Origin of the sequence: Arthrobacter crystallopoietes BAB-32, from assembly GCF_000328305.2 — a bacterium.
Classification (GTDB): Bacteria; Actinomycetota; Actinomycetes; order Actinomycetales; family Micrococcaceae; genus Crystallibacter; species Crystallibacter crystallopoietes_A.
The window spans coordinates 50425-77253 of sequence record NZ_ANPE02000079.1 but is presented as its reverse complement, the minus strand read 5'-3'; the positions used below and the strand labels follow the sequence as shown (position 1 = coordinate 77253).

Genomic DNA, 26829 nt, shown 5'->3' with positions numbered 1-26829 from the left:
TCCCGCGACTTCCCCATGCTCGTCAACCACTACAAACAAGGCAACCTCGACCTCGACGCCTTCGTCACCGAACGCATCACCCTCGACCAAATCGAAGAAGCCTTCAACAAAATGCACGAAGGCAAAGTCCTCCGCTCGGTGGTGGAAGTAGCATGAGCGTGCGCATCGAGAACCTCGTCACCTCCGGCACCTTCTCCCTGGACGGCGGCACCTGGGACGTGGACAACAACGTCTGGATCATCGGCAACGACTCCGAAGTCATCGTGATCGACCCGGCCCATAACCCGGCCGCCGTCGCCGAAGCCGTGAAGGGCCGGAGCGTCAAGGCCATCCTCCTCACCCACGGCCACGACGACCACATCCGCGCCGTCGGCGAAACCCGCCAACTGCTCGGAGCGCCGGTCTACCTTCACGAGGCCGACCGCATGCTCTGGGACAATGTCTACCCCGACGCCTCCCCCGACCACGCGATCAACGACGGCGACACCTTCGAAATTGCCGGTGTCACCCTCACCGCCCTGCACACCCCGGGCCACTCCCCCGGATCCGTCTGCTTCCACCTGGAATCCGAAGGCGTCCTGTTTAGCGGTGACACCCTTTTCAACGGCGGTCCCGGCGCGACAGGACGCAGCTACTCAAGCTTCGAGACGATCATCGACTCGATCAAGAGCCGGCTGCTCACCCTGCCCCCGGAAACCAAGGTCAACACCGGCCACGGTGACTCCACCAGCATCGGCGCAGAAGCACCGCACCTGGACGAATGGATCGCCCGCGGCCACTGACGGGAACCGCGCATCCGCATCTGCGTTGCCAGCAGAGCTGCGAAGCCAAACGCCGCCCGGGCTCACTCCTGCAACGGAGTAAGCCCGGGCGGCGTGCCGTAGAGGGGCTGGGTCAGGACGTCCGGGATCTCCTGCTGCCACGGCAGATGTCCGCTATCGTCCGCCCAGACCGCTTGTACGGCCCGCAGCCGGTGTCCGTACAGCTTGGCTGCATACAGCAGCACGTCGTGAGGCTCCTCCACCGGCGCCAGGTACACCCTGCGGCCGCCGACCTTCACGCTCACCGTTGCCAGCAGCCGGTCACCGTGCGCGAGGATCATGTGCGCCAGCTCGGCCAGCATCCGGTACATCTCGCCTGCACTTCGGCCAGTCACCAGGATCTCTGCCTGCCGCTGCTCGGTTAGGCCAATGGTGTAGCCGAAGGCAGGCGTGTCCGGGCCGTTCTCCACCAGTGTGGCGTGCCAGCCGTGCCTGGCGATATTCATCCTGATCTTTTCTTTGAGCTGCCGCACCGACATGCCGTTGCAGATGTCGCACACATTGCCTCCTTCGGCTCGGGTTGTGCGACCAGTCTGGGCGGCTGGCTCCAGAGGAACCATCCCTCGGGCGGCAGTTGTGGATAAACCCTACGAATCCGAGGGCGGCACGATCTCCACGAGGCTACGGAACTCCGACTCCTCCGGCTGCCAGTAGTCCATATAGGCCTTCAAAACCGCCTGCTCCACCGCTGCCACGTCGACGCCGGATATCAGGTCATCGGCTGCTCCAGCGGTGCGCGGGTCCCACTCCAGCCCGAGCGCGTCATAGCTCTGTACCAGCACTTCGCGCAGCGGCGCAGAATCCTCCACGACGATGACGGAGGAGAACAACCAGGCACCCGAAACCACCCGCTGCGCGGTACCTACCAGCTTGACCCGGTGGCCGCCGTCGAACGCGGAAACGCCATGTACGCTGAACTCTCCGGGACAGTACTCTCCCGGGATCTCGCCCATGGCGGCGATAACTCCCGCTTCCCGCAGCGCCGATGCCAGCAACTCGCCAAAGAACGCGAAACGGTGCCGGGAGGCCGCAATGGCGTCGGCTTCGGTCTGCACGTGATCCACCACCAGGCATCCTTCGTGATACGCCGCCGCCCGGCCGCCGGCCTTGCGGACCAGCGGCTCGAAGCCAAGGGCCCGGCAGCGCGCGGCAGCTTCGGCGAATCCCGGCAGGTGGGTATCACGCTGGCCGAAGGCCACGGTCGGGGCCGGCCGATACAGCCGCACCGTGGGTTCCAGCCGTCCCTGCTTGGCTGCCTGCAACATCCGCAGCCCGTAGTCGAGGTCCTCCGCCGCACCGAGCGACTCCCGCTGCCGGACCCAGCCCAGGGTGCCTGCCGCAGCGGCAGGCCAGCTGGCAACAGCGGAAGACGGAACCGGCTCAGTCCCCAACGGTCACTCCATGCCAGAACGCGACCCGTCCTTGGATCTTTTCGGCTTCCAGAGTCGTCAACGGGTAGTACCAGGCAGCGTCCTGGTTGCGTTCGCCGCCGACTTCCAGGGTGAAGTAGTGTGCCGTGCCCTTCCAACCGCATTCCGACTGGTGGCTGCTGGGCACCAGGAATTCGTCCTTGACGCTGTCCCGCGGAAAGTAGTGGTTGCCTTCCACCACCACGGTGTCTTTGGATTCGGCGATGACGGCGCCGTTCCACACTGCCCTGACCATGCGCTGCTCCCTCTGCCGGCCGTCCAGTCCAGTTAACCGGCAAAGTCCCGCTGCCACCAAACGCATGGCACACTCGGTGCCATGCGTGAACTGATCATCCTCGGCACCGCCTCCCAGGTCCCGACCAGGACCCGCAATCACAACGGCTATCTGCTCCGCTGGGACGGCGAAGGGCTGCTCTTCGACCCGGGCGAGGGGACGCAGCGCCAGATGATCCACGCAGGCGTCTCGGCCACCCAGATCACCCGGATTTGCCTTACGCACGTCCACGGCGACCACTGCTATGGCCTTCCCGGGGTCCTGTCGCGGATGGCGCTGGACGGTGTACAGCATCCTGTTTATCTCCACTACCCGGCTTCTGGGGAAGACGTGGTCCAGGCGCTCGTGTCCGTCGCCTCCCCCGGCATCGACCTGCGGCTCTGGCCGCACGGCGCTGGCGGTCCTGTTGCCCCTGGCCTGGAAGTGCGCCCGCTGAAGCACCGGATTGAAACCTATGGCTACCGGCTCGCCGAACCCGACGGCCACACCCTGCTGCCCAAGAGGCTGGCCGCGGCCGGGATTTCCGGACCGGACATTGGCCGACTGCAGCGCGAAGGCAGCCTGGCCGGCGTCCGGCTGGAAGACGTGAGCGTCTACCGTCCCGGCCAGAGTTTCGCCTTCGTGATGGACACGGCCCAGTGCAGCGGCGCCGAAGAACTCGCCGACGGAACGGACCTGCTGGTGTCAGAGTCCACGTTTAACGACGACGACGCTTCGCTCGCTGCGCAGTATCGTCACCTTACCGCCGGCCAAGCCGGCTCGCTCGCCGCTGCCGGCAACACGGGCACCTTGGTCCTCACGCACTTCTCTTCCCGCTACGGCGACGACGTCACTGCGCTGGCCGACCAGGCCCGCGCCACGGCCGGCAGTGCCACCGTGGTCGCGGCCAAGGACTTCGACCGCATTCCGTTCCCCAAACGCCGGCACATCGTGCCGTGAAAATCGAAAGGCGCTTCAGAGCGCTACCGGTCCCCGTCCCCCGGACCCACTTCCAGGTGGACATCAAGCCAGGGCAGGCCGGACCTGTCGATCAGTTCGTCCAGGACGCTCTCATCCCGGCCTTCGCCGTCTTCAACCTCTTCGCCCGGAGTAGGCGACGCCTTGGGTTCGGACGATTCCTCAGGGGCAGCCACTTGCTTGCGCACCCTTCGTTCAGTCCGCACATCGTCATCACGCACCGCACGCTCGTACGGGGTGGCGGATTCGCTAGCGGCGGAGCTTGACGGTGCTGCTTCCTCAGCAGCCGCGCTGCTTGGTGCTGCCGGGGGCGCAGCCGTTGAAGCCGAGCTCTCCTGCACAGGTGCGGTGGACGGGGCGGGCGTGTTTTTCGCGGACGCAGTCGAAGGGACGCTGCTCCCGACCGCGGGCAACGTCGACGGTGTCGTCGCTGCTTCGGTGGCCGGGGTTGCCGCTCCGGGCGCTCCTGCCGGAGGTGCAACGGCCTCCTCGGTTGGCTGGAGGCTCTGCGTCTCGACAGTGCCGGCTGCATCGGTCCGGAGGGGCGCGGCCGTACCGGCTGCGGTGGCCTTGTCGGTACCCGGCTTGCTGTCCATGGTGGGGCGGCTGAACCCTGGCGTCACCTGGCCGGCCTGGGCCGGCTCGGACCACGCGGTCCCGGACGCCTGGAGCCCTGCTCCAGGACTGCTGGTTCCCTCGGTTCCCGGTTGCGCCATGGGAACGACGACGGCTGCTGCCAGGCAGGTGGCGACGACTGCCAGCCCTGCGGCTTTGCCCCGGCTGAAGGAAACAGCCGAGGCGACAGGGGCGCGTCGGCGGCCCCGAAAGCGGCGGCCGCCGGGAGAAACGGCGGACCCGGCGCGTCGGCGTCCACGAGTTGAGTACATCTTCACGGGGATTCCTCTCTACACGCCTGCGAAGTTAGCTGTCGGGTTCGAGAGAGAGTGTCTCGGCGCGGCAAACAGCGGGACGCTGCCGGGAAGTGGCCGCACTTCACCCCAAGACGCCGAGGGCGCCGGTAATGGGTCCTCCACCCCTGCCGGTGAAATTGAACGGACAGGTCCGCTGGCAGGGCTAGGCGTGCGAACCGGGCCATCGCCCAGAACCGGGGCATGGCGCGTTTAAAGGTATCTGCACTGAGTGAATCGTTACAAACCTGTGACCTGTGTTTGTCGTCACGGTCGCGAGCCAGACCCCCGGCGCCGGCGGCCACCGGTCACAACAAATGGCTGAACCCCTCCATCCTATTCGGCGGAGCAGCTCATTTTTTTCCATGACGGCGGCGTGCGGCGTGAGTGAGAGGCCGACTATGTGAGCAGATGCTCAGGTATGGAAAGGCAGGGTTTGCGCGGCTCTTTGCTTATGCTGCTCCGCATCACCAGTTTTGCATACTGAGCATTTCCCGACGCCGACGGCGAGGGCGGGGCTAGCGGCGAGCACGGCGTCCCCGGCGCGTTGGTCATCCGATGACTCAACCGGCGGCATTTTCGATGATTTCGATGCTGAAAGTGGAAGCGCTGTATCCTGCACGTGATCTCTTGTCCCGCTGGTGCGTGCCTACCTTTCCCGGCTCGGATAATGCAAGCTTGCCCACTCAAGCACGACTGACTACGCTGGGCGCCATGCGCGTGGGTCATGGTGCAGAACCAGCCACCAACGAACGTTCACCGCTCGGCGTCGCCTTGATCCTCAGCGGCTCCCTCATACTGGTGGGCCTCATCGTGAACGCCGTTCAGCGTGGGCTCTTTCACCCCACCGGAGCGGCCGACCATCACGACGAGATATTCACGAAGTACGCGGCGAGCCAAGCATGGATTGCCACCCATCTGGCCGAGTTCCTCCTCGTGCTCGTGGCCCTGGCCGGGTTGCTCGTGCTATGTACTGTGCTCCGTGAACACACACCCACCCTCGCCCTCCTGGCCGCGAGTGCGATCATCGCAACTGCCGCGATCTGGGCCGCGCTCCAGGCGGTGGACGGAGTGACCCTCAAGCAGGCGGTCGACGCTTGGGCTGCCGCTCCTGAGGTCGATAGGGCAACCCGGTTCGCCGATGCCGAAGTCGTCCGCTGGGCGGAGTGGGGCCTGCAGAGTTATTTCCGCGTGCTGCTCGGAGTGGCGTTACTGCTCGCGGGCGCCGCCATTCTTCTGAGCCGCCTCATGTCCCGCTGGCTTGGTGTGCTCCTGCTCCTCGGCGGCTTACTCTCCCTCCTTATCGGGTTCTCCGTTGGCTACGCAGGCCTAGAGAGCCCTTTCCAGGACGTCGCGACCATCGCCTTCCAGCTCGTCATCCTAGTCTTCGCCGTCGGTCTGCTCGCGGCCGGCGTCCGAGCGCAAAAGGCGAACCGCCGCTAGGCTGTCCCGCAGGTTCGGGCGAGGTCTACCTCGCAGCAACGCCGAATGAACGTCCTATCCGAGCATCGCTCAGATAGGACGTTCATTCGGCTCAGATGGGGCGGGACCTCACAGCGGCGTGCTAGAAGTCCCAGTCCTCGTCTTCCGTGTTCACGGCCTTGCCGATCACATAGGAAGAGCCGGAGCCGGAGAAGAAGTCGTGGTTCTCGTCCGCGTTCGGGCTCAGCGCCGAAAGGATCGCCGGGTTGACGTCCGTGACGGTCGACGGGAACATCGCCTCGTAGCCCAGGTTCATCAGCGCCTTGTTGGCGTTGTAGTGCAGGAACTTCTTGACGTCCTCGGCCAGGCCCACGCCGTCGTACAGGTCGTGGGTGTACTGGACCTCATTGTCGTAGAGCTCGTAGAGCAGCTCGTAGGTGTAGTCCTTCAGCTCCTGGCGGCGGGCCTCATCCACCTGCTCCAGGCCCTTCTGGAACTTGTAGCCGATGTAGTATCCGTGCACGGCTTCGTCGCGGATGATCAGCCGGATCAGGTCAGCCGTGTTGGTCAGCTTGGCCCGGGAGGACCAATACATCGGCAGGTAGAAGCCGGAGTAGAAGAGGAAGGATTCCAGCAGCGTGGACGCGACGCGCTTCTTCAGCGGATCGTCGCCGACGTAGTAGTCGACGATGATCTGCGCCTTCTTCTGCAGGTTCTCGTTCTCCGTCGACCAGCGGAAGGCCTCGTCGATCTCCTTGGTCGAACAGAGCGTGGAGAAGATCGAAGAGTAGCTCTTGGCGTGGACCGATTCCATGAAGGCGATGTTCGTGTAAACGGCCTCTTCGTGCGGAGTGAGCGCATCCGGAATCAGGCTCACGGCGCCGACCGTGCCCTGGACGGTGTCCAGCAGGGTCAGGCCGGTGAACACCCGCATGGTCATTTCCTGCTCGGCAGGCGTCAGCGTTGCCCAGGACTGGACGTCGTTGGACAGCGGCACCTTCTCCGGCAGCCAGAAGTTGTTGACGAGCCGGTTCCAGACCTCCACGTCCTTCTCGTCCTGGATGCGGTTCCAGTTGATGGCCTCAACATGGTGGAGCAGCTTGACCTTCTCCGTCATTTCTTGTCCTCGGATTCCTTTGGTGTTCTTTAAAGTCTAGTTTCGTTGGACGCGGTTAAGCGCCGAAGCCGCGCCCTGCCAGGAGGGCGCCGCTTGGGTGGTGTACGACGGCGGGCGGGTACCCGCCGTCGTACATTTAGTTGCCTTGGGCTACTACAACATACAGGAAACGCAACCCTCCACCTCCGTGCCTTCCAGCGCGAGCTGGCGGAGACGGATGTAGTAGATGGTCTTGATGCCCTTGCGCCAGGCGTAGATCTGGGCCTTGTTGATGTCGCGCGTGGTGGCGGTGTCTTTGAAGAACAGCGTCAGCGACAGCCCCTGGTCCACGTGCTGCGTGGCGGCGGCGTAGGTGTCGATGATCTTCTCGTAGCCGATCTCGTAGGCGTCCTGGTAGTAGTCCAGGTTGTCGTTGGTCAGGTACGGCGCCGGGTAGTAGACGCGGCCGATCTTGCCTTCCTTGCGGATCTCGATCTTCGAGGCCACCGGGTGGATCGACGACGTCGAGTTGTTGATGTAGGAGATCGAGCCGGTCGGCGGCACGGCCTGCAGGTTCTGGTTGTAGATGCCGTGCTCCATGACGGAAGCCTTCAGCTCCCGCCAGTCATCCTGGGTGGGGATGTGGATGCCGGCAAACAGTTCCTTGACGCGTTCTGTCTGCGGGACCCACTCCTGCTCGGTGTACTTGTCGAAGAACTCGCCGGAAGCGTACTTGGATTTCTCGAACCCGCCGAAGGTCTCACCGGTTTCCTTGGCGATCAGGTTCGAGGAGCGCAGGGCGTGGAACAGCACCGTGTAGAAGTAGATGTTGGTGAAGTCCAGGCCTTCCTCGGAACCGTAGTGGACCCGTTCGCGTGCCAGGTAGCCGTGCAGGTTCATCTGGCCCAAGCCGATTGCATGCGACTGGTCGTTGCCCTTGGCGATGGACGGGACCGAGCTGATGTTGGACATGTCCGACACGGCAGTCAGGCTGCGGATGGCCGTCTCGATGGTCAGGCCGAAGTCCGGCGAGTCCATGGTCTTGGCGATGTTCAGCGACCCTAGGTTGCAGGAGATGTCCTTGCCGGTCTCGTCGTAGGACAGATCGTCATGGTAGGTGGTCGGCTGGGAGACCTGGAGGATCTCCGAGCACAGGTTGGACATGATGATCTTGCCGTCGATCGGGTTGGCCCGGTTCACCGTGTCCTCGAACATGATGTACGGGTAGCCGGATTCGAACTGGATCTCGGCCAGGGTCTGGAAGAACTCGCGGGCCTTGATCTTGGACTTCTTGATCCGGCTGTCGTCCACCATCTCGTAGTACTTTTCCGTGACGGAGACGTCCGAGAACGGCATGCCGTAGACCTTTTCGACGTCATAGGGCGAGAACAGGTACATGTCCTCGTCCTTCTTCGCCAGTTCGAAGGTGATGTCAGGAACAACGACGCCGAGTGAGAGGGTTTTGATGCGGATCTTTTCGTCCGCGTTTTCCCGCTTGGTGTCGAGGAAGCGGTAGATGTCCGGGTGGTGCGCGTGCAGGTACACGGCGCCGGCGCCCTGGCGGGCGCCCAGCTGGTTGGCGTAGGAGAAGCTGTCTTCGAGCAGCTTCATGACCGGGATGACGCCGGAGGACTGGTTCTCGATCTGCTTGATCGGGGCGCCGACCTCGCGGATGTTGGTCAGCGCGAAGGCCACGCCGCCGCCGCGCTTGGACAGCTGCAGGGCGGAGTTGATGGAGCGTCCGATGGACTCCATGTTGTCTTCGATGCGCAGCAGGAAGCAGGAGACCAGTTCGCCGCGCTGCTTCTTGCCGGCATTGAGGAACGTCGGCGTGGCCGGCTGGAAGCGGCCCTCGATGATCTCGTCCACCATCTGGGTAGCCAGTTGCTCGTTGCCCCGGGCCAGGTGCAGGGCGACCATGCAGACGCGGTCCTCGTAGCGCTCCAGGAAGCGCTTGCCGTCAAACGTCTTCAGCGTGTACGAAGTGTAGAACTTGAAGGCGCCGAGGAAGGTTTCGAAGCGGAACTTCTTCTTGTAGGCGTGGTCCCACAGGCCGCGCATGAAGTTCATCGTGTACTGGTCAAGCGTTTCACGCTCGTAGTAATCGTTCTTGACCAGGTAGTCCAGCTTCTCCTCGAGATCGTGGAAGAAGACGGTGTTCTTGTTGACGTGCTGCAGGAAGTACTGGTGCGCCGCTTCCCGGTCGGCCTCGAACTGGATTTTGCCGTCCGGACCGTACAGGTTCAGCATCGCGTTGAGCTCGTGGTAACCCAGCCCCTTGTATGCCTCCGGCAGCTCCGGCTTCGAATCAGCTACTGCTGGTTCTTCAACTGTCGTTTCCAAAACTCTTCCAATCCTTCTTTCACGCGCACAACGTCCTCCGCTGTGCCCATGAGTTCAAACCGATACAGGTGCGGAACACCGCACTTTGCCGCGATTTTGTCAGCGGCAAGACAGTAGGTGGTGCCGAAATTCGTGTTGCCGGCACCGATGACACCCTTCAACATCGCCCTGTTTCCCTCGTGCTTGAGGAACTTGAGGACCTGCCTGGGGATTGAGTTCTTTCCCGACTCCCCGCCGTAAGTCGGGACGACCAGCACGTAGGGCCTCTGCGCGTAGATCGTTTCATCCTGCGTATACAGCGGGACCCGCGCGGCTTCCAGGCCGAGTTTCCGGACGAAGCGGTGGGTGTATTCAGACGCCGATGAAAAGTAGATCAGCGACGCGCTGGTCGAGGAGCCAGGGGCATTGCCGGAACCGTGCTCAACGGTTCCGCCGGCCTCCAGCAGAGCCGTCATGGAAGACCGCCTCCTAGAAAGGATCCGATCAGGCCACCGAAGTGGCGGCGGACTGGGCGAGGGCCTCGATCTTGTCGGGACGGAAGCCGGACCAGTGTTCCTGTTCGGTCACGACCACGGGAGCCTGCATGTAGCCAAGGGACCGCACCCGCTCCAGCGCGGCCGGGTCCTGGGACAGGTCGACGCTCTGGTAGGCGATGCCCTTCTTGTCCAGCGCACGGTAGGTTGCGTTGCACTGCACACATGCCGGCTTCGTGTAAACCGTTACAGTCATGGTCCCTCTCCCCTAAAAGTCAATGGCATTTCTTCGCTGTGTACGGTACTCGTCCCGCCGCCGCACCAAATGGTGCCGGTTTGGACCCGCCAGCGGGATTCAATCTACTACATCCACAACATCTAGTGCGCGGAACTCGCCGCAACCCCTAGATGATGTATTACAAGTATGTCATTCATCCCCTGAGTAGTCCACAGGACATGGGGAAACATTCACAGGGTTAAACGTTGATTTGGCGGGCCTCCGCTCGGTCCATCCACAGCCTGTGGACGCCACTCCGATGAGTTACCAACAGATTCTGAAAGTCTCGTGTCGCGCTTCCGTCGGCGTGTCGTCACAGCGGCAGCGAAGCTGGATTCGTCCTTCGGCGGCCAGCCCGCAAACCGTCTATTAAAACACCTGGAGGGGCGGAACCATTCCTGTTCCTCGGGCCACCGGCCGCCGGGACCCCGGAAGCCTGCCTAAGATGCTGTGGTGGAGTGTCAGTCCAAGCGGCAGGAGAACTAATGGTCAATACCGTGCACCTGCGCACCCTGCTGGAGGTGACCCGGCGTGGCTCGTTCGCCGCCGCGGCTGGCCAATTGGGCTACACGGCCTCGGCTGTGTCGCAGCAGATGTCCGCCCTGGAGCGCGAGACGGGCGTGAAGCTTTTCGAACGCTCCGCGCGCAGTGTCCAACCGACCGAGGCTGCGCAGATCATGTCGCGGCACGCCGCCAAAGTGTTGACGGACATCGAGGCCCTGCTCGCTGCGACAGCGGGCAGCCACGACGCCAACGCCCAGGAGATCAAGCTGGGCATCTTCCCCAGCCTGGCAACCTACGTGCTTCCCAGGCTGCTGGGTTCCCCGGACTGGAACGGACTGGGCATTAGCCTCAAGGTCTACGTTGCTGAGCCCGGCCAGACGATCCAGGGCCTGCGCAGCGGCGGCGGACTCGATGTCGCCTTGGTCTTCCAGGTTGGCCAGGGCGGCCTTGCCTGGCCGCACAACATCAGCAGGCAGTGGCTCGGCGACGACAACTACCGCGTTGTGCTGCCCAAGTCCTGGGGCATCCGCAACGGCGCCACAATCACTGCTTCGCAACTGGCCGAGATGCCTTGGATCATGCACCATCCCGGGACGAGCGACGCTACGGTGATCGAGCGGCTGTTCGCCAGCTGCGACCTGCACCCGAGAATTGCCGCCTACTGCGACGATTTCAACGCCAGCCTGGCGATGGCCGCATCCGGACTGGGTGCCGCTCTCGTGCCCGAGCTGGCGATGCAGAACAGCCAGGACGGCGTCGTCGTTATTGATGTCCCGGAGGTGAGGCTGGCACGCAACATTTTCGCCCTGCTCCTGGACGACAGGAAAAACCCGCGGCTGGACGTCTTCATGGATCGACTCGCGGGCGTCCTGCACGAGCTCAGCATCGCCCCGAAGCGGAAGTAGGGACTGGGGCTGGCCTGCCCCGGACATAACAAGAGGCTCCGGCCGCATTCTGCTGCCGGAGCCTCTTGTTATTGGTGGTGGAGCTGAGGGGACTCGAACCCCTGACCCCCTGCATGCCATGCAGGTGCGCTACCAGCTGCGCCACAGCCCCGTTTGCGGAAATCTGCCGGCCGAAATGCCGGACTTTGTGTTCCACGGCGTGGTCCTATCGGCTACCCGACACTTCCACGAGTGGAGCTGAGGGGACTCGAACCCCTGACCCCCTGCATGCCATGCAGGTGCGCTACCAGCTGCGCCACAGCCCCGTTTACGGAGGTTTTCCGTGCCGCCCCGTCCGGGGCAACTTGAATATTCTACGCAGAACCAGCCGGGGATTCCAAATCGGTGCCGGACACCGGCCGGACACCCCTGCCGTGCCGCACTACTCCTGTTCTGCCGGGGCGGAGGTGGCCTCGAGCTGCAGATCGATCGCCGGGCAGTCCTTCCAGAGCCGCTCCAGGGCATAGAAGACGCGGTCCTCTTCATGCTGAACGTGGATGACGACTTCGGCGTAGTCCAGCAGCACCCAGCGGCCTTCCGAACGCCCTTCACGACGGACAGGGCGCCGGTCCAGCTTGTGCAGGGCCTCTTCCACGCCGTCGACAATGGCGTTCACCTGGCGCTCGCTCGGCGCCGAAGCGATGAGGAAGACATCCGTGATGGCCAGGCGTTCGCTGACGTCGATCGCCACGATGTCCTTAGCGATCTTCTCGGCTGCTGCGTGGGCAGCCGCACGGGCGATGGAGATTGATTCTTCGGAAGCGGTCATAGGTTTCCTCTGGTCGGTGCGGCCTAGCCGCTCAGGCTGATGATCATCATGGTCAGTCCGGCAATGAACGCGGCAGCACCGAGGGCGAGGGCCGCTATCACGGCAATCCGCAGTCGGTTGGCCTGGCCAAGCCCGGCTGTCCGGGCATCCAGCGGCTCCAGACCGTGGGCGTTAGTGGCCCGCAGGGGCTGGATGTTGTTGTCCGCGACGGACTCGGCGTGGGCAAGCAGGCGGGAACGCGGTTCGGGCCCTGTGGGCTCTGCGGCAGGCGGCTTGCGTGGCGCGGGCCTCGCCGCCTGCTTGGCCGTATCCCGTTTGGCCGGGGCTGCGCTTGCTGCTTTCGCTGGGCCGGTAGTCTCCTTCCGGCCGGGGCCGGCAGGACGGGAGGGCGCGGCCGGAGCAGCGGATACCGCATTGGATTGCGTGCGCGTGGCCGCTGCCGCTCGTGGCGGCCCGGCCGGCAGCGGGGTCGACGGTCCCGTAACCTTTTCGGGCTTACCCGGCGGGGCGGCCGCCCTCAGCTTGTCCGCGACGACCGGCACATGCGACGTGATGGAAGGACGCAGCATGTGCTTTTCACTGCCGGGGATCTGGACGAACTCCATCGGAGCCGAAGCCAGGTCCTGCTTCAGCGGCTGATCCGTGGCCGTGGTCCGCCGCTGGCGGGCCTCTGCGCTCAGCCGCTGCTTGTCCGCGGCCCGGCGGTTGAGCACGGCGGCACGTTCGGCCAAGGCCTTCTGCTGGGCGAGGACTTCCAAATCAACCTTGCGCGGGTCCTCCTGCTGCTGGGCAGCAAGCACATTCGCCATGTTCTTGGCCTGGCCGATGAGCAGTTCGCGCGCAGCCAGTGCCTGCTCCATGGTCATCTCCCCCGCTGCGACCGCCTCTGCGGCCGCGGGCGGGAGCTCGGAGGTCTGTGCGCCGGCGGTGCTGTTCGGCGACGGCGCGTGGGAACGTTCACGCCGGTCCCGGCGGCCGCCTTCAATCGGAGGACGCTGGGGACGATATCCTGCGTCAACCGGCTTGCCGCTGCCCGCATCATCGCCTGACGACTCCTGCCCTTGCGGCGCCTGCAGTTCCCCAACGGCAGGTTCCCTGCGTTCCCGCTCCAGCTGTTGCCGGCGGAGCTGGCGCCGAGTGGGCGGATTCTGCTTATCGTCCGGCACCGGCACCTTGGGCAAGGCTTCAGTCAGCGCCTTGTAGGCCTGGTGCGCTTCGCGGTCACGGGCCCTTGCCTGGGACGACCGCTCTGGCGAACGCTGCTCGCCGGACCGGGGATCGGCAGGCGGCCGAGGAGGAATCTCGGGTGCTCCGGCGTCTGCCTCGGCCCGGTCCTGCGGCAGGCCGCCGGCTTCGCTGCGCTGCATCCGGAGTTCCCTCCGGCTGCGGGGCGGCTGCGATTCCTTGCTCATGCTCTGCTAATCACCCAATGGTCTCGTCTGCGGCTAGTTCTGTGATTCTGATGCTCCCTGCGAGTCGGAGCGGTAAAGACCGTACTTGGCTATGTACTGTACTACGCCGTCCGGAACGAGGTACCAGACCGGCTCATCATCGGCAACGCGTTCGCGGCAGTCCGTGGAGGAGATGGCCATGGCCGGCACCTCCAGCAGGCTGACGTCCTTGCGCCCGAGGTCGTGCAGGACATGCCCGGGCCGGGTCACCCCCACGAAGTGGGCCAGGGACCACAACTCGTCGATGTCCTTCCACGACAGGATCTGCGCCATGGCGTCCGCGCCAGTGATGAAGAACAGCTCTGCGTCAGGCCGGGCCTCACGCAGATCGCGCAGGGTGTCAATGGTGTATGTCAGGCCCGGACGGTCGATGTCCACGCGGCTCACTGTGAACCGGGGGTTGGACGCCGTCGCGATGACGGTCATCAGGTACCGGTGTTCAGCCGGGGACACGGCGCGCGAGGACTTCTGCCACGGCTGCCCGGTGGGGACAAAGACCACTTCGTCCAGGTCGAAGACGGCGGCGACCTCGCTGGCGGCAACCAGGTGGCCGTGGTGGATCGGATCGAAGGTTCCGCCCATCACGCCGAGCCGGAAGCGCCGGCCGATCTCCGTCTTGGATCCGGCCGCCGCCCCCGCAGGGGAAGCGAAGGGCATGCTAGTGGCGGGCCTGGCCGTGGTCGTGCTTGTTCGGGTGCTGGCGGTGCGGGTCGATGTGTTCCTCGACCGCGGAGTGGCGGTGGCCGACGCTCGTGAAAGCCATGGTGGCGAACATCATGATCAGGAAGGCTGCGAAAATCCCCCAGCCGATCGCTTCGGCGGGAACGGCCGGTTCGACGTGTGCTTCGGTCGCCGCCAGCGCGGCGCTGTATACCTGAGTCAGCATGGTTCTCCCTTTGGTGCGTGGCGCGCCGCAGCGGCGCAGTTCTGCTCTCGTCTAATCGTACGCGTTGAAGGGCAGCAAGCCCGCATCGGCTGCTGCGCGGCGGGGTGGGCCCCCGATCAGCCCCTGACCTGTCCGTCGCCTTGGACGATCCACTTGGTGGTGGTCAGCTCGCGCAGTCCCATCGGCCCGCGGGCATGCATCTTCTGCGTCGAAATGCCCACTTCCGCTCCCAGACCAAGCTCGCCGCCGTCGGTAAACCGGGTGGAGGCGTTGACGATCACAGCGGCCGAATCGATCTCGGCGATGAACCGTTCTGCATTGGCCAGGTTGTTGGTGATGATGGCCTCGGTGTGGCCGGTGGTCCAGCGGCGGATGTGCTCCAACGCATCATCCATCGAATCGACCACGCCGACAGCCAGGTCGAGGTCCATGTATTCCTGCGCCCAGTCCTCGTCGGTAGCAGGAGCCGCCGCGGCGCCCTCAGGCAGCAGTTGGGTGGCCCGCTGGTCTGTGTGCAGGCGGACTCCCGCCTCGGCCAGCGACCGCAGCACCTCGCGGCTGGCCTCCGCGCCGGAGTGCAGGAGCAGCGTCTCCACCGTGTTGCAGACTGAAGGACGCTGCGTCTTGGCGTTGAGCAGGATGTCGATGGCCATCTGGGTGTCGGCGGACTCGTCCAGGTAGATGTGCACGTTGCCTTCGCCGGTTTCGATCACCGGCACCTTGGCGTTGTTGACCACAGTCTGGATCAGTTCCCGTCCGCCGCGCGGAATCAGGACGTCGATCCGTCCGCGCGCCTGCATCAGGGCGTTGGCACCGTCCCGGCCGTACTCGTCCACGCTCTGCACGGCATCGGCCGGCAGACCGGCCTGGTCCAGCGCATCGCGGATGATGCCGATCAGGGCAACGTTCGTCTGCGCGGCAGCACTGCCGCCGCGCAGGATCACGGCGTTGCCGCTCTTGAGGGCCAGTCCGGCGATGTCCACCGTGACATTCGGCCGAGCCTCGTAGATGGCGGCGACCACGCCCATCGGCACGTGGATCTGGCGCAGCCGCAGCCCGTTCGGCAGCGTCTGCCCGCGCATCACGGTACCCACCGGATCCGGCAACGCGGCAAGGTCCCGCAGCGCGTTGGCCAGTGAATCGATGCGCTGCGGGTTCAGGCTCAGCCTGTCCAGCAGGGCCTTGCTGGTGCCGTTTTCCCGCCCGGCTTCGACGTCCTTGCGGTTGGCGCGCAGGACCAGGTCCCGTTTCGCGACCAGGGCATCGGCGATTTCCAGCAGCGCCTTGTCCTTCCAGGCGCGGTTGGCTCTGGCCATCCGTCGCGATGCGGTGCGTGCGCGGTCCGCGGTGGCGTGGACGGCAGCAACGACGTCCGGCTTTTCGGCGGCCGCGAGCTCGGTACCGGAAGTTGCCTGGGAAGAAGCTGTCTGGGTCATACAGTCGATTTTAGCCGCTGCGCGCGGGTGGACCGTCCCGGGTTACGGACGGCTACAAGACCACGAGGTCATCGACGTGCACAACTTCACGCTCGTACTGCCGGCCCAGGCTGGCGCTGAGTTCCTTGGTTGACCGGCCGAGCATCCGCGGCAGTTCGTAGGAGGAGAAGTTGACCAGACCCCGCGCCACGACATGCCCCTCAACGTCCGCGAGTTCCACAGGGTCGCCCGGTTCGAAAGTGCCTTTGACCGTTGTGATGCCGGCCGGCAGCAGCGACCGGTGACGGTCGCGCACGGCCTGCACGGCGCCGTCGTCAAGGGTCAGGCGGCCCTGCACGGTGGCCAGGTGCGCCAGCCACAGGAGCCGCACCGGACGGCGGGAACCGTTGACGCTGAACCAGGTTCCGACGTCGTTCCCGTCCAGCGCCTGGGAGGCATTGGCGGTGGAGGTGACCAGCGCGGGAATGCCGGATTCAGCCGCGATCGTGGCGGCCTCGACCTTGGTGACCATGCCGCCGGTACCGACTCCGGCCTTGCCGGTGCGGCCGATGCTGACGCCCTCGAGGTCTGCCGGGCCGGAAACCTGGGGAATCCGCTTGGCGCCGGCTTTGGGCGGACCGTCATAGAGCGCGTCGACGTCGGAGAGCAGCACCAGCGCGTCCGCCTTGACCAGGTGCGCAACCAGCGCCGCGAGCCGGTCGTTGTCCCCAAAGCGGATTTCGTGGGTGGCAACCGTATCGTTTTCGTTGACAATGGGTACGACGCCGAGGTGCAGCAAGCGGTTCAGCGCACGGTACGCATTGGCGTACTGCTGGCGGCGCATCAGGTCCTCGGCCGTCAGCAGGACCTGGCTGACGGCGATGCCGTGCGCACCGAAGGCCTGGGTGTAGCGGGCCATCAGCAGCCCCTGCCCCACGCTGGCGGCCGCCTGCTGGGTGGCGAGGTCGCGCGGCCGGCGTCCGAGGCCCAGCGGTGCAAGTCCGGCAGCAATTGCGCCGGAGGACACCAGGATCAGTTCCGTACCGCGGTTGCGCCGGGCGGCCAGGACCTCCACCAGGTCCAGCAGGGCGTCCTCCGCGATGCCCCCTGCCACCGAGGTCAGCGACGATGAGCCCACTTTGACCACAAGGCGGGACGCGGTGCGCAGCATGGACCGGTCCGCCGCATTGTGCCTACTCGTCATCGCGATCTTCCGCGGCGGTTCCCTTGTAGTTGGCGGACTCGGTCCAGATGCCGGCCTTGCGCTCAGCCTCAAGCTCGGCTCGGGCGGCGGCCTTGGCTTCCTTGCGCTCCTGTTGCTCCTGCCGCTTCTGGTTGCGCGTGGGGCGGCTGCCGAAGTCCTCCAGCCGCAGGTCGGTACCCCGGGGCGAGCCCAGCAGTTCCGCGCCGCCCATCATGGTCGGCTCCCAATCGAAGACCACGGCGTCGTCTTCCCCGATCACCACGGTGGAACCCGGGACAGCCCCGGCTTTGAAGAGCTTGTCTTCGACGCCGAGCTTGGCCAGCCGGTCGGAGAGGTAGCCAACCGCCTCGTCGTTGTTGAAGTCCGTCTGCTTGACCCAGCGTTCGGGCTTCTCCCCCAGCACCCGGTAGAGCGGCTCGAGGTTCTTCTCCTCCTTGCGGATGGTGAAGCCGGCCTCGTTGACCGCCCTGGGCCGCAGTACGATCTTCGCCGGTGCGGGGGTCTCGGCGGCCTTCTGCCGAGCGGCCGACACGATTCCAGCCATGGCAAAGCTGAGCGGGCGCAGGCCCTCATGGCTGACGGCGGAGATCTCGAAGACCTGGTATCCGCGGCGTTCAAGTTCCGGGCGGACGTATTCGGCCATGTCCCGTCCGTCCGGGACATCAACCTTATTAAGAGCGACCAGTCGCGGACGCTCGTTGAGCGGAACCACTCCTTCGGTTCCGGCATAGCTCATATCGACCGCGTAGGCGGCCAGCTCAGCCTCGATGACTTCCAGGTCCGTGATCGGGTCACGGTCCGACTCCAGGCTGGCGCAATCAAGCACATGCACGAGCGCGGCGCAGCGCTCCACGTGCCGCAGGAATTCGTGGCCGAGGCCCTTGCCTTCGCTGGCGCCGGGGATCAGCCCGGGGACGTCGGCGATGGTGAAACGGACGTCGCCGGCCTGAACAACGCCGAGGTTGGGCACCAATGTGGTGAACGGATAGTCGGCGATCTTGGGGCGGGCTGCGCTCAGGGCGGCAATCAGGCTGGACTTGCCCGCCGACGGATAGCCAACGAGAGCCACGTCGGCGATGGTCTTCAGTTCCAGCAGCACGTCGCGTGCATCACCCGGAACACCGAGCAGGGCAAAGCCGGGCGCCTTCCGCTTCTGCGACGACAACGCCGCATTGCCCAAACCTCCCTGGCCACCGGCAGCCACCACGTATTCGGCGCCTTCTCCCACCAGGTCCGCGAGGACCTCTCCATCCTTGGTCTTGACGACTGTCCCGTCGGGGACTGGCAGGACCAAAGTTTCGCCGTTGCGCCCGTGGCGCAGGTCGCCCTTGCCAAAGTCGCCGTTGCTGGCATGGCGGTGGGGAGCATGGTGGTAGGAAAGCAGGGTGGTCGTCTGCGAATCGACCCGCAGGATCACGTTGCCGCCGTCGCCGCCATTGCCGCCGTCGGGACCGCCCAAAGGCTTGAACTTTTCACGCTTGATGGAAACGCAACCGTGGCCGCCGTCTCCACCGGATACGTGCAGCACAACCCGGTCAACGAAAGTTGCCACGTTCAAACTCCTCTTGCATGCGGCAGGGCTCCACGTCCGGAAGCCCCATGAGTGATTCTAGTCGGGTTAAATACCAGTGAGGCGGACCTTCCGGCCCGCCTCACTGGAAAGCTGTTCAGCGCTGGTGATTACTCAGCAGCTGCGGCAGCAACCACGTTCACCACACGACGCCCGCGGCGGGTGCCGAATTCAACGGCGCCGGCCTCGAGGGCGAACAGGGTGTCGTCGCCGCCACGGCCCACGTTGGCGCCCGGGTGGAAGTGGGTGCCGCGCTGGCGCACGATGATCTCACCAGCGGAGACCACCTGGCCACCGAAGCGCTTGACTCCCAGACGCTGAGCGTTGGAATCGCGACCGTTGCGAGTGGAGCTCGCACCTTTCTTATGTGCCATTTGCTATGCCTACCTTTATGTCTCTGGAATCTGCTGGAAGCCTGCCGATCGCAATTAAGCGATGGAGGTGACCTTGACCTTGGTCAGTTCGGAACGGTAGCCCTGGCGCTTCTTGTAGCCGGTCTTGTTCTTGAACTTCTGGATGACAATCTTCGGGCCACGAAGATTCTCAACGATCTCTGCAGTGACCTTGACCTTGGCCAGTTCATCAGCTGCAGAGGTGACCTTGTCGCCATCGACCAGGAGCAATGCGGGCAGCTCGAAGGTGCTGCCGGCTCCACCGGGGACGCGGTCAAGGGTTACGAGGTCTCCGACGGAAACCTTTTCTTGGCGGCCGCCTGCGCGGACAATCGCGTACACCACTTGGGAACTCACTTCTCTCGACGTTTGATACCTTTACGCGCTTTGATGCGGGCTTCGATAGCTCCCCGCCAGCGCTGTGCAGTCACGCCAGCGGGATGATCCCTTCAAAGGCGTTCGCACCGAAGATCTAGATTACGCTATTTCCGCTCCAACCCGCAAATACGCGCTGCACGGCGTGGCGGCCGCATCCAGTGCATCACTCGGCCGAAGCCGCGGCGTACAACCTCGGCGCGTCGAAGAAACGCAGTTCGTAGAGCGAAGACTCTTCGAAGGCCGCGAGCATCCGCCGGCGCTCCTCCGCGGAGGACCGGGCGGCGACGTCGTCCATGATACCCACAGCCTGCCGGGTCGCTTCGGCGAACTCCTCATCAGCGTAGGTATCAAGCCACGCGCCGTACGGATGGTCTGCCGCCCCGGTGCCACGATACTGCGCGTGCAGCACCTCCCCCACGTGCGCATAGAGCCAGAAACACGGAATGACAGCAGCAACGAGCTCGGCGTAGCCGCCCGATGTGCCCGCGCTGAGCAGGTGGTCGACATACTGCTTGGTAACCGGCCCCTGCCGGTCCGTGACATCGCGGCCGGTCAGCCATTCACGGTGCAGTGCAGCTTCCACCTCGATGCAGTTGTAGGCGCCCTTGGCCCAGAAAAGCTGTTCGGCCGCCGTCGGAGCCATACTGCTGGCCCGTGCCAGCGCCCGGGAATAGTCCGCCAGGTACAGCGCGTCCTGAGCGAGGTAATAGGCAAAGTCCGCCTCCGGCAACGTGCCGTCGGCCAGCTGCCGGATGAAGGGCAAGTCGAAAATACCCTTGCGGAGCCCGGCAGTCCGGTCCCAGCACTGCTGGCTGAAGGCGGACCGCGGCGGTGCCACATGATGGTGGAAATGATGGATTGGGCCGTTGCCCTGGCCGACTTCGAGTTCGTCGGCGCGCAGCAATGCCCCGTACAGCCAGTCTTTAACCTGCTTCAGGGACTCCGTCCAGTCCCCAGTGCGCGCCTGGACCGTGGCGACGGCCGCCGACAGGGAGCACCCGGTGCCGTGGGTGTTGGCGGTCGCGACCCGCTCGGTGCGGAATTCGACGGTCTCCTCGGCGAGCCTGCCGTGCACATCCACCAGGGCATCCGGGCAGTCGCCGCCCGGCAGATGGCCCCCCTTCACCAGCACCGTCACGTCGTATCGGCGGGACAGTTCGCGGCCCTGGGCCAGCGCCGTTTCCCAGTCCTGCGCGGCGGGTTCATTCAGCAGCACGCCGAGCTCGGGCAGGTTGGGGGTAACCAGATCGGCATGCTGGAGCAGCGATCGCAGGGCTTCTTCGGCGCTGGCTTCCAGCAGCCGGTCGCCGCTGGTGGCCACCATCACGGGATCAACGACGACGACGGCGGGAGCAGTCTTCACCAGCCACTTACCCACCGTGCCAATAATGTCAGCAGAACCAAGCATGCCGATTTTGACCGCGTCGATAGCAACGTCATCACTAACCGCATCCAGCTGCTCCAGAAGGAATGCCGCCGGGGGTGTATGGACGCTCCGAACCCCGCGGGTATTCTGTGCGACCAAGGCGGTAACAGCTGCCATGCCGTAGCCGCCATTGGCGGCGATGCTCTTCAGGTCTGCCTGGATACCGGCGCCGCCGGAGGGGTCGGTTCCCGCGATGCTCAGGACCCGGGGAATACTGCGGGTTTTCATGCTGGCTCCATCGTTCAGGACGGAGTGAACGATGCATGGCGGCGCCGAATCCGCAGTAGCGGACCGGCGATGGAGCCATGTGACATTCCCTCCGCCAGTCCTAACTGGTTCAGGTTCAACGGGTATCCATCTCAGCCGGCCCAGCCGGCACCCCGTGTCACTTGCCGCCAGCATAGCAAAACGCCGCCGGACGCCCGCATGAGGCGTCCGGCGGCGTGTCGACTTGCCGGAATCAGAGTTCGGAAGCCGGAACCCCGACCCCCAGGATCACCGGCTCAGCTGCCTTCTTTGCCGCAGCGGCGGATTCCTTGGCGGCCGGCGACGGGGCAGCCGCGGAGTGCGTGGTGCCCCCGGATGCCGCCGCGGGCTCCTCGGCACGCTGCTGCACCGGTTCGGCATTCGCTGCGCCCTGCGGACGGGTTGCTGCCCGATGGCGGCGGCGCCGCCGTCCGCCTGCGGCCTGCTCCGCGTGCTCCGGCACCTCGGCCTGCTCATCCCGGGCACGCCCGGCCGCTGCCGGAATCTCCTGGACTCCGACCTGCTCCGGCTTGGCCTCCGGACTGACCCGGTCAAAGGCCTCGGTGAGATTCGCCAAGGTCAATGCCGGCTGTTCCTTGGCAGCTGCCGGACTGTGTTCAGCCCGGGGCAGCGCCACTTCCTCGCCGTTGATGGTCAGTACCGGTCCGGCAGGCGCAGCTTCCGCTTCGGCTTTCAGCTCATGGGCATGGTCCTCGGCCTCATGAGCTGCCTGCGCGGCTGCAGCGATGTTCGCCAGCGCTGCCCTGGCCGCCTGCGCCTTGGCCTGGCGCTCGGCCTCATCGGCCTGCCCCGCCTCAGCGCTTGTCTCCGCCGGTGCTGCCGCAGCCTGGTTGCGGTTCCGGCGCTTCTCGCTGCGTGAGGGCCGTTCCGGCCGGCCCGGCTTCTCCGTGCGCAGATGGTGCTGATGGTGTTCGGCTGCAACCGCTGCCCGACGGTGCTCAATCGGCTCGTCGTGGGTCACCACGCCGCGGCCACCGCAGTGTTCGCAGCTCTCACCGAAGACTTCCAGCAGGCCGGTGCCCATCCGCTTCCGCGTCATCTGGACGAGGCCCAAGGAGGTGACTTCGGCTACCTGATGCTTCGTCCGGTCGCGGCCCAGGCACTCCACGAGCCGCCGCAGCACAAGGTCGCGGTTGGCTTCAAGCACCATGTCGATGAAGTCGATGACGATGATGCCGCCGATGTCCCGCAGACGCAGCTGCCGGACAACTTCTTCCGCCGCTTCCAGGTTGTTCTTGGTGACCGTCTCCTCGAGGTTTCCGCCCGAGCCAGTGAACTTGCCGGTGTTGACATCCACCACCGTCATCGCCTCAGTGCGGTCGATCACCAGGGAGCCGCCGGAGGGCAGGAAGACCTTCCGTTCGAGTGCTTTGTGGATCTGCTCGTCAATCCGGTTGGCTGCGAAGATGTCCTCGTCCGCCACCCACTTCTCCAGCCGGTCCACCAGGTCAGGTGCGACATAAGTGACGTAGGCTTCGACCGTGTCCCAGGCTTCCTCGCCCGAAACGATGAGCTTGGAGAAATCCTCGTTGAAGACGTCGCGGACCACCTTGATCGTCAGGTCCGGCTCCGCGTACAGCATCTCGGGCGCCAGGGTCTTGTTCGATTTGGACCTGCGCTCGATTTCCTCCCACTGGGCGCGGAGGCGGTTGATGTCGTTCATCAACTCTTCTTCGCTGGCGCCCTCGGCGGCGGTGCGCACAATGACACCGGCGCCGTCCGGCACGTGCTCCTTGAGGATCTTCTTCAGCCGGTTGCGCTCGACATCCGGCAGCTTGCGCGAGATGCCGGTCATGGATCCGCCCGGAACGTAAACCAGGAAGCGGCCGGGCAGCGAGATCTGGCTGGTCAACCGTGCTCCCTTGTGGCCCACCGGGTCCTTGGTCACCTGGACCAGCACGGAGTCGCCCGACTTGAGGGCGTTCTCGATCCGGCGCGGCTGGCCGTCCAGGTGCGCTGCGTCCCAGTTGACCTCGCCGGCGTAGAGCACGGCATTGCGGCCGCGGCCGATGTCCACGAAGGCGGCTTCCATGCTGGGCAGCACGTTCTGGACCTTGCCGAGGTACACGTTGCCGATGAGCGAGTCCTGCTGGGTCTTCGAGACGAAGTGTTCCGCCAGGACGCCGTCTTCCAGCACCGCGATCTGGATCCGGTCTTCCCGCTGCCGCACCACCATCTGGCGGTCCACGGACTCCCGGCGGGCCAGGAACTCGGCCTCGGTAATCACCTGGCGGCGGCGGCCGGATTCGCGCGATTCGCGCCGGCGCTGCTTCTTGGCCTCGAGCCGGGTCGAGCCCTTGACCGAGGAGACCCGGTCGCTGGGAGCCGTTTCGCTGACCGGCCGGGGCGCCCGGACCCGGGTAATCGTGTTCGGCGGATCGTCATCATGGCCGCCCGAGAGCTCCATGTCCTGGTCGCCCCGCCGGCGGCGGCGCCGTCGGCGTGCAGTGACACCGTCGCCGGACTCGGGGGCCGCAGCTGCTTCTTCGTCCGCCGGGGCTTCTTCCGCCGCCGCCTCGTCTGTTCCCTCGACGCGGGTCTTCGCCTTTGACCGGCGGTTCCGGCGGCTGCGGCGGCGTCCGCCCTCTTCTTCGTCGGTGGTTTCTTCTTCCGCTTCCTCGGCCGGACGGACTGGCCGGACGGCCGTGAGATCGGGGGCGTGGAAGAGCAACGACACCGGCGATTCGGGCACGGCAAACGGGTTCAGCACCGGCTCCTGGGCTGCCGGCTCCTGGCTGGCAGCTTCGGCGGTCGGCTCCTGGCTGGCAGCTTCGGCGGCCGGTGCGGCGGCCGATTCCTGGCCCGCAGCTTCGGTGGTCTGTTCGGTGTGCACGGGCGCTGCGGCAGCGGGCTCCTGGCCGGCGGGCTCGCCGGTAGCCGGACGGGTCTCTTCCGTGGCTGCTGGTTCGGGGGTTCCGGTTCCGGCGGCGGTCTTCCTCGTTGCGGTCCGCGTGCGCCGCGTGCGGGCCGGGGCAGCAGTGGAGGCGGCCGGTTCGGCAGCGTCGGCAGCTTCCTGGCCATCCGGCCCCGCCGGAGCGGCTTCTGCTGGCGGAGCGGGGGCTTCGGCCGGTGCTTCGGCTGCAGCCGCACCTGTGGCGTCAGCGTCTTCCGCTGCGGGGGCAGCTGCCTTGGGGGCTGCCTTTCTGCGCCGTGTGGTCCGGGCCTTTGCCTGCGGTTCGTCTGCGGCCGGCGGAGCTTCGGTGCCGGCTGTCTCGACGCTGGCCGCCTCAGTGCCGGCCGGTTCTGCGGCCGCTTCGATCCCGGGTTGCCCGGCGGAAGGCGTGACGGCTGCAGTGCTGTCCGCTCCCCCGGCCGGCTCGGCGGCCTTACGTGTACGGCGTGCGCGGGTCTTGGGCGGCTCCGGCATTTCCATGGGCAACTCTTCGGCCGAGGCCGCGAGGTCCTGGTCGACCGCTACCTTCCGGCGGGTCCGCACTGCACGCTTCGCTGGCGCCTGGGCTGTGCCGGCTGCTTCTTCCGGTTGTGTTTCCGGGTTCTGCTGTTCAATATCCATCTGTAAATCTGCACTCCAGCCCCCTCCGGCACCGGCCACATTCCGGCGCCCCCAAGGGCGGTTTGCCGGTTATTCTTCGGGCCTTGCGGCCTCCCGTCACCGGAAGTCGTTGTTATATCGCCCGGGCTCACGCCATCTGAGGAGCGCGGCACACCCGGGGACCAGCGGCGCTTTTCCTACTACCGCGTATATTCTCTTCATCGGTAGGGTCGTCAGGCGGATTCCGCGGGACCCATCCGGATGATGGGCCTTGCAAACCGGAAGCATCGCCGACAAACCTGGAAGCCTGTCGCTGGACCGGTAGTGGCATGTGGTTCCATTACCAGCCATGAGCCATTCTCTCATACAGGCCGGGCTTTGGTTATTATTTGCCGGCTCCGCTGTGGCTAGAATCAGACAAAAGCCATGAGGGAAAAGGACTTTCGGTGAATAGAATTCCTGATCAGGCCGGGGCTGGAACGGCCACCGTTCCCTCGGCCCACCGTAGCGATAGCGATGTGGCCGGGCATGCCCGCCAACGGCCCTTCGCCTGGCTCTTGCTGGTGACGGGCGCCATCGGGTGGATCGCGTCGTCAATCCTGGTCCTGGAACGTATCGCCACGTATGTCGACCCGAGCTATGTCACCAGTTGCGATGTCAGCCCCTGGGTCTCCTGCGGCGCAGTCTTCCAGACTTGGCAGGCCGCGCTGTTCGGCTTCCCGAATCCGCTGATCGGCATCGTTGCCTTTGCCGTTCCCATTACGACGGCGATGGCACTCCTTGCCGGGGCGAGGTTCCGGCGCTGGTACTGGCTGGGTCTCCAGACCGGCGTAACCCTCGGCTTCATCTTTGTCGTCTGGCTCTGGAGCCAGGCCCTGTTCGACATCTTCATTCTCTGCATCTACTGCATGGTCGTCTGGGCCATGATGATTCCGATGTTCGTGATGGTCACCGTGCGCAACCTGGCGCACGGCGTCATCAGGGCTCCGGAAGGCGTCGTCCGTTTCGCCAGCGACTGGGCCTGGACCATCACCGCCGTCCTCTGGATCGCCACCGCCGCCAGCGTATTCATCCGCTTCATGAACGCCTTCCTTGGCGGCTGATCCGGGGCCCGCCGGATATGCGAAAGGCCGCCTGCACCGTTGCGATCGATGCAGGCGGCCTTTCCTTTGTCCGGCGTAAAAGCTCAGCCGAACCAGATACCGATTTCGCGCGCGGCCGACTCCGGGGAGTCCGAGCCGTGCACCAGGTTCTGCTGGACCTTCAGGCCCCAGTCGCGCCCGAAGTCGCCACGGATAGTGCCGGGCGCTGCCAGAGTGGGTTCCGTGGTGCCCGCCAGCGAGCGGAAGCCCTCGATCACACGCTGGCCTTCGAACACGGCCGCTGCCGTGGGTCCGCTCAGCATGAATTCCACGAGCGGCTCGTAGAACGGCTTGCCGATGTGCTCTTCATAATGGCGTTCCAGCAGCTCGCGGGTAGCATCGACCAGCTTCAGCTGGACCAGCTTGTACCCCTTTGCCTCCACCCGGGCAAGGATGGTTCCGGTCAGACCCCGTGCAACGCCGTCGGGCTTTACCAGTACCAAAGTGCGCTCAACGCTCACGTAACTCTCCTCAATTAGCTTCCGTACGGCTGCAAAGTTCCCCGTCCATCCTATGTGAACGGGCGCAGCGATCCGGTCAGGATTCCGGCTCCGGGGCCGGCGGGTTGTTGCGCTCCCATTCGGCCTGCTCTGCATCGCGGGCCGCGTTTTCCCGGTCCAGCCGGCTCCCGGTCCTGACCGCATACCACCAGGACAGGGCGAACAGGATTCCCACGACGAACATCATGGGCTCCACGAAGCCGGTGGCGATGATCACCAGCTGCAGGATCCAGCCGATGGCGTAGCCGGCCGGCTTGCGCAGCAGGGCGCAGTTGAGGACCAGGAAGACGCTCAGCGCGATGCCGACGCCCAGGACCACGGGCTGCGGGAAGCGGTCTTTGTGCAGGCCGAAAGCCACGAGGGTGGCGAAGAAGACCACAAAGGCCTCCAGCGTCAGCACCATCGAGCAGAAGCTCACCTTGATGGACCGGCGCTTCTTGGGCATGTCCGGGCGCCATTCGCGCTGGGCTTTGGTCAGTCGTGCCAT

Annotated in this window: 26 protein-coding genes, 2 tRNA genes, 1 pseudogene and 2 riboswitches; of the genes and pseudogenes, 6 read left to right on the top strand and 23 right to left on the bottom strand. The window is 65.3% G+C overall.

The genetic code is table 11. The annotated features are described in order from the left end of the window. Window positions 1-156, top strand: a pseudogene (locus tag D477_RS22220) (S-(hydroxymethyl)mycothiol dehydrogenase); the annotation flags it as partial. Beyond that, window positions 153-782, top strand: coding sequence for an MBL fold metallo-hydrolase (locus tag D477_RS05230; protein ID WP_005267858.1), 630 nt, complete (start codon window positions 153-155; stop codon window positions 780-782). The pseudogene D477_RS22220 and the gene D477_RS05230, both read left to right, overlap by 4 nt. A gap of 62 nt (window positions 783-844) precedes the next feature. On the opposite strand, the gene D477_RS05225 is transcribed toward D477_RS05230, so the two are convergent. From D477_RS05225 to D477_RS05215, 3 genes are all read right to left on the bottom strand, one after another. Continuing rightward, window positions 845-1321: a DUF4262 domain-containing protein gene (locus D477_RS05225; RefSeq protein ID WP_005267857.1), complete on the bottom strand. Its 477-nt coding sequence runs from the start codon at window positions 1319-1321 to the stop codon at window positions 845-847. An 87-nt stretch (window positions 1322-1408) separates the two neighbouring features. Continuing rightward, on the bottom strand, window positions 1409-2212 hold the full coding sequence (locus D477_RS05220) for a lipoate--protein ligase family protein (protein ID WP_005267856.1): 804 nt from the start codon (window positions 2210-2212) through the stop codon (window positions 1409-1411). Beyond that, window positions 2202-2486, bottom strand: a complete 285-nt coding sequence (locus D477_RS05215; protein WP_005267855.1) for a DUF427 domain-containing protein — start codon at window positions 2484-2486, stop codon at window positions 2202-2204. Before D477_RS05215 ends, D477_RS05220 begins: the two co-directional genes overlap by 11 nt. 81 nt (window positions 2487-2567) lie before the next feature. Here D477_RS05215 and D477_RS05210 point away from each other — a divergent pair, with 81 nt between their 5' ends. Then, a complete protein-coding gene (locus D477_RS05210; RefSeq protein WP_005267854.1) occupies window positions 2568-3464 on the top strand; it encodes a ribonuclease Z in 897 nt (298 codons plus the stop codon). 23 nt (window positions 3465-3487) lie between these two features. On the opposite strand, the gene D477_RS22215 is transcribed toward D477_RS05210, so the two are convergent. Further along, entirely contained in the window at window positions 3488-4375 is an 888-nt protein-coding gene (locus D477_RS22215) for a hypothetical protein (RefSeq protein ID WP_150110009.1), read from the bottom strand. Between the two features lie 3 nt (window positions 4376-4378). Next, window positions 4379-4547, bottom strand: a riboswitch (cyclic di-AMP (ydaO/yuaA leader). 434 nt (window positions 4548-4981) lie between these two features. On the opposite strand from D477_RS22215, the gene D477_RS05200 reads away from it, so the two are divergent. Next, window positions 4982-5833 carry a DUF4386 family protein gene (locus D477_RS05200; RefSeq protein WP_190273524.1) on the top strand — a complete coding sequence of 284 codons (852 nt, stop codon included), beginning with the start codon at window positions 4982-4984 and terminating at the stop codon, window positions 5831-5833. 121 nt (window positions 5834-5954) lie between these two features. On the opposite strand, the gene nrdF is transcribed toward D477_RS05200, so the two are convergent. From nrdF to nrdH, 4 genes are all read right to left on the bottom strand, one after another. Then, the gene (gene nrdF, locus D477_RS05195) at window positions 5955-6929 is read right to left on the bottom strand and encodes a class 1b ribonucleoside-diphosphate reductase subunit beta (RefSeq protein WP_005267851.1); all 975 of its coding nucleotides are present in this window, start codon (window positions 6927-6929) and stop codon (window positions 5955-5957) included. A gap of 153 nt (window positions 6930-7082) precedes the next feature. Next, window positions 7083-9203: a class 1b ribonucleoside-diphosphate reductase subunit alpha gene (gene nrdE / locus D477_RS05190; RefSeq protein ID WP_043845737.1), complete on the bottom strand. Its 2121-nt coding sequence runs from the start codon at window positions 9201-9203 to the stop codon at window positions 7083-7085. Window positions 9204-9220: 17 nt separating this feature from the next. Continuing rightward, window positions 9221-9706 (bottom strand): class Ib ribonucleoside-diphosphate reductase assembly flavoprotein NrdI, encoded by a 486-nt coding sequence (nrdI, locus tag D477_RS05185; protein ID WP_005267849.1) that lies wholly within the window; start codon window positions 9704-9706, stop codon window positions 9221-9223. Between the two features lie 28 nt (window positions 9707-9734). Next, complete coding sequence (gene nrdH / locus D477_RS05180) at window positions 9735-9980, bottom strand: glutaredoxin-like protein NrdH (RefSeq protein ID WP_005267848.1); 246 nt, start codon at window positions 9978-9980, stop codon at window positions 9735-9737. A 506-nt stretch (window positions 9981-10486) separates the two neighbouring features. On the opposite strand from nrdH, the gene D477_RS05175 reads away from it, so the two are divergent. Next, window positions 10487-11410 carry a LysR family transcriptional regulator gene (locus D477_RS05175; protein WP_005267847.1) on the top strand — a complete coding sequence of 308 codons (924 nt, stop codon included), beginning with the start codon at window positions 10487-10489 and terminating at the stop codon, window positions 11408-11410. Window positions 11411-11485: 75 nt separating this feature from the next. Here D477_RS05175 and D477_RS05170 read toward each other — a convergent pair. From D477_RS05170 to D477_RS05110, 13 genes are all read right to left on the bottom strand, one after another. After that, a tRNA-Ala gene (locus tag D477_RS05170) sits at window positions 11486-11561 on the bottom strand. Between the two features lie 81 nt (window positions 11562-11642). Continuing rightward, window positions 11643-11715: transfer RNA gene (locus D477_RS05165), tRNA-Ala, on the bottom strand. Between the two features lie 116 nt (window positions 11716-11831). Continuing rightward, window positions 11832-12218: a ribosome silencing factor gene (gene rsfS / locus D477_RS05160; protein WP_005267846.1), complete on the bottom strand. Its 387-nt coding sequence runs from the start codon at window positions 12216-12218 to the stop codon at window positions 11832-11834. 23 nt (window positions 12219-12241) lie between these two features. After that, entirely contained in the window at window positions 12242-13630 is a 1389-nt protein-coding gene (locus D477_RS05155) for a hypothetical protein (protein WP_150110007.1), read from the bottom strand. 33 nt (window positions 13631-13663) lie between these two features. Next, a complete protein-coding gene (gene nadD / locus D477_RS05150; RefSeq protein ID WP_005267844.1) occupies window positions 13664-14326 on the bottom strand; it encodes a nicotinate-nucleotide adenylyltransferase in 663 nt (220 codons plus the stop codon). 1 nt (window position 14327) lies between these two features. Continuing rightward, entirely contained in the window at window positions 14328-14555 is a 228-nt protein-coding gene (locus D477_RS05145) for a hypothetical protein (protein ID WP_005267843.1), read from the bottom strand. Between the two features lie 116 nt (window positions 14556-14671). Next, window positions 14672-15991 (bottom strand): glutamate-5-semialdehyde dehydrogenase, encoded by a 1320-nt coding sequence (locus tag D477_RS05140; RefSeq protein ID WP_005267842.1) that lies wholly within the window; start codon window positions 15989-15991, stop codon window positions 14672-14674. 52 nt (window positions 15992-16043) lie between these two features. Beyond that, entirely contained in the window at window positions 16044-17174 is a 1131-nt protein-coding gene (proB, locus tag D477_RS05135; protein ID WP_043845710.1) for a glutamate 5-kinase, read from the bottom strand. Further along, a complete protein-coding gene (obgE, locus tag D477_RS05130) occupies window positions 17164-18726 on the bottom strand; it encodes a GTPase ObgE (protein ID WP_005267840.1) in 1563 nt (520 codons plus the stop codon). The genes proB and obgE overlap by 11 nt, the downstream gene beginning before the upstream one ends. Window positions 18727-18854: 128 nt before the next feature. Next, window positions 18855-19118, bottom strand: a complete 264-nt coding sequence (gene rpmA / locus D477_RS05125; protein ID WP_005267839.1) for a 50S ribosomal protein L27 — start codon at window positions 19116-19118, stop codon at window positions 18855-18857. Window positions 19119-19172: 54 nt separating this feature from the next. Further along, window positions 19173-19481, bottom strand: coding sequence for a 50S ribosomal protein L21 (gene rplU / locus D477_RS05120; RefSeq protein ID WP_043845708.1), 309 nt, complete (start codon window positions 19479-19481; stop codon window positions 19173-19175). Window positions 19482-19677: 196 nt separating this feature from the next. After that, window positions 19678-21168, bottom strand: coding sequence for a bifunctional hydroxymethylpyrimidine kinase/phosphomethylpyrimidine kinase (gene thiD, locus D477_RS05115; RefSeq protein WP_005267837.1), 1491 nt, complete (start codon window positions 21166-21168; stop codon window positions 19678-19680). A 68-nt stretch (window positions 21169-21236) separates the two neighbouring features. Continuing rightward, window positions 21237-21333: riboswitch (TPP riboswitch) on the bottom strand. A 67-nt stretch (window positions 21334-21400) separates the two neighbouring features. After that, a complete protein-coding gene (locus D477_RS05110; protein WP_005267836.1) occupies window positions 21401-24721 on the bottom strand; it encodes a ribonuclease E/G in 3321 nt (1106 codons plus the stop codon). Between the two features lie 497 nt (window positions 24722-25218). Between D477_RS05110 and D477_RS05105 the strand changes: the two genes are divergently transcribed. Further along, a complete protein-coding gene (locus D477_RS05105) occupies window positions 25219-25803 on the top strand; it encodes a vitamin K epoxide reductase family protein (RefSeq protein WP_005267835.1) in 585 nt (194 codons plus the stop codon). A gap of 83 nt (window positions 25804-25886) precedes the next feature. Here the strand turns inward: D477_RS05105 and ndk are convergent, their stop codons facing one another. Together ndk and D477_RS05095 are read right to left on the bottom strand one after the other, a co-directional pair. Further along, window positions 25887-26303, bottom strand: a complete 417-nt coding sequence (gene ndk, locus D477_RS05100) for a nucleoside-diphosphate kinase (RefSeq protein WP_005267834.1) — start codon at window positions 26301-26303, stop codon at window positions 25887-25889. A gap of 76 nt (window positions 26304-26379) precedes the next feature. Continuing rightward, the gene (locus tag D477_RS05095; protein ID WP_005267833.1) at window positions 26380-26829 is read right to left on the bottom strand and encodes a DUF4233 domain-containing protein; all 450 of its coding nucleotides are present in this window, start codon (window positions 26827-26829) and stop codon (window positions 26380-26382) included.